The sequence below is a fragment of the Microbacterium sp. HMWF026 genome (assembly GCF_003061325.1).
GTDB classification, from domain to species: domain Bacteria; phylum Actinomycetota; class Actinomycetes; order Actinomycetales; family Microbacteriaceae; genus Microbacterium; species Microbacterium testaceum_E.
In genome coordinates this window covers 1-2,418 of sequence record NZ_QAJB01000313.1, presented here as the reverse complement: position 1 = coordinate 2,418, position 2,418 = coordinate 1, and the positions used below count along the sequence as shown (strand labels likewise).

The following is a 2,418-nucleotide window of genomic DNA, read 5'->3' as shown; positions in this document are numbered from 1 at the left end:
GCCCCGCCCCGGCCCGCCGCGCCCCGGCTCAGCCGCCGGCGAAGGGCGGCAGAACGTCGACGTGCGCGACGGCGTCGAGCGCGGCGTCGTCGTCGCGGCGCTGGCCGTCCACGAGCACCGCGCAGCGGTCCAGGATGCCGCCCAGCGCGGCGTGATCGCGGACGATCCCGGCGCGCAGCGCCGTCAGCGTCGTCTCGGCGCGGTCCTCGGCATCCGCCCCGGCGGCCTCGGCGGCGGCGGCGAAGTAACGGACGCGGACGCTCACGCCGACACCCCTTCGGGGCCGGCTTCGCCCGGGCGTGCCCAGTCGCCGGCTTTGCCGCCAGTCTTCGACACGATCCGAACGTTCTCGATGAAGGTGCCCTTGTCCATCCCCTTCACCATGTCGACGATCGCCAGCGCCGCGACCGACACGCTCGTCAGGGCCTCCATCTCGACGCCGGTGCGGTCAGCGGTGCCGACCGTCGCTTCGATCTCGACCCCCGCGTCGGTGATCGCGAGGTCGACCGAGGCCCGGTGCACGCCGATCACGTGCGCGAGCGGAAGCAGGGCGGGCGTGGCCTTGGCGGCCTGGATGCCGGCGATCCGCGACACGGCGAGCACGTCGCCCTTGGGGGCGGTGCCGTCGCGCAGGGCCGCGACCACCTCGGGCGCGCAGCGCACGAAACCCCGCGCGGTGGCGGTGCGGACGGTGGGCTGCTTGAGGGTGACGTCGACCATGCGGGCGTGGCCCGCGGCATCCAGGTGGGTGAAGGTCATGGAATCAGCATGACATCGAGCGGGTCTCCGGCGGACACCGTGGACACGTCGGCGGGAACCACAGCGAAGGCCTCGGCCCGCGCGAGCGAGGCGGCCAGGTGAGAACCCGAGCCTCCGGCGGTGGCGGGGCGGACGGTGCCCGCGACCAGGTCGATCACGACGGGGAGGTACTGGCGGCGGCCGGGCGGCGTCGTCCAGTCCTCGGATGCCGTGAGGCGGGCGATGCGTCGATCGATGACCGCGCGCCCCTGCAGCGCCAGCAACGCGGGCCGCACGAACACCTCGAACGACACCGCGACGCTGACGGGGTTGCCGGGCAGGCCGAAGACGAGGCGGCCGTCGTCGAGTGCGCCGAAGGCCTGGGGTTTTCCGGGCTGCATGGCGACCTTGACGAACGAGATGCGCTCCGACAGGGCCTGCCGCACGGGCTCGTAGGCCCCGGCGCTCACGCCCCCGCTGAAGACGATGACGTCGACGTCGGCCGCGTGCGCGAGCAGGGCGTGGATCGCGTCCGCGTCGTCCCGCAGCGACGAGACGACGGTCACGTCGGCATCGGCGTCGGCGACCAACGCCGCGAGCAGCGTCGAGTTCGAGTCGGGGGTCTGGCCGCGCCCCGGCGCGACGCCGGGCGGCACGAGTTCGCTGCCGGTCGACACGACGGCGACCCGGGGGCGTCGGCGCACCTCGACCTCGGTCACGCCCGCGGCGGCGGCGGCGGCCAGGGCGAACGGCCCCAGGCGCTCGCCGGGGGTCAGCACGACGTCGCCGGTGCGGGTGTCGCCGCCGCGTCGGCGGATGAAGGCCCCGGATGCCGCGGGCGCCCGCCGCACCTCGACGGTGCCGAGGGAGTCGGCGAGGCCTCCGGCGGTGTCCTCGAACGGGACGATCGCGTCGGCGCGGGTGGGGACGGGCGCGCCCGTCATGATGCGCACCGCCTCGCCCGCGCCGAACGACGGGTCGTCGGACGAGCCGGCCGGCAGATCGGCGACGACGCGCAGGGCCACCGGGTTCTCGGCATCCGCGCCTTCGACGTCGGCGAGGCGCACCGCGAAGCCGTCCATCGAGGAGTTGTCGAAGCCGGGCAGGTCGTGCGCGGCGCGCACGGGGGCGGCGAGGGTGCGCCCGGCCGCGTCCGCGAGCCGCACGGTCTCGACGGGCAGGGGCGTCACGGCGTCGAGCACGCGGGCGCGGTGCTCCTCGACGGTCAGCAGCTCGCTCACGCGGGGGTCCTTCCGGAGGGGATCAGCGGGATGACATCCTGTCGGGCGCGCAGCGCGTCGACGACGACCAGGCGTCCGAGCAGGGGTTCTCCCGCGCCGGTGACGAGTTTGATCGCCTCGGTCGCGAGCAGTCCGCCCACCTGGACGCACAGCGATCCGAGCACCCCGACCTGCGCGCAGGTGGGCGGTTCGCCCGCCGATCCCGGGGGGAACAGGTCGCCCAGCACGACCGGTGCGTGCCCCTCGGGCGGCGCCGACCAGAACACGGTGACCTGCGCCGCCCATTCCTGCACGGCCCCCCAGACGAGGGGGATGCCGAGGTGCTCCGCCGCGGCGGCGACGGCCTCGCGGGTGTCGAAGGTGTCGCTGCCGTCGATGACGAGGTGGGCGCCGTCGAGCAGGTCGACGGCGTTGTCGGCGGTCAGGCGGAGCGTGCGCT

4 protein-coding genes are annotated in these 2,418 nt (G+C 75.2%); all 4 read right to left on the bottom strand.

Annotation, left to right across the window (positions count from 1 at the left end; translation table 11 throughout):
* Window positions 1-28 precede the first annotated feature (28 nt).
* Window positions 29-265, bottom strand: coding sequence for a MoaD/ThiS family protein (locus tag DBR36_RS12035; protein WP_108319705.1), 237 nt, complete (start codon window positions 263-265; stop codon window positions 29-31).
* Complete coding sequence (moaC, locus tag DBR36_RS12030; RefSeq protein ID WP_108319703.1) at window positions 262-759, bottom strand: cyclic pyranopterin monophosphate synthase MoaC; 498 nt, start codon at window positions 757-759, stop codon at window positions 262-264. The genes DBR36_RS12035 and moaC overlap by 4 nt, the downstream gene beginning before the upstream one ends.
* Window positions 756-1,979, bottom strand: coding sequence for a gephyrin-like molybdotransferase Glp (gene glp / locus DBR36_RS12025; protein ID WP_108319701.1), 1,224 nt, complete (start codon window positions 1,977-1,979; stop codon window positions 756-758). Before glp ends, moaC begins: the two co-directional genes overlap by 4 nt.
* A partial coding sequence (locus DBR36_RS12020) for a ThiF family adenylyltransferase (RefSeq protein ID WP_181373576.1) occupies window positions 1,976-2,418 on the bottom strand: 443 nt, incomplete at its 5' end. The genes DBR36_RS12020 and glp, both read right to left, overlap by 4 nt.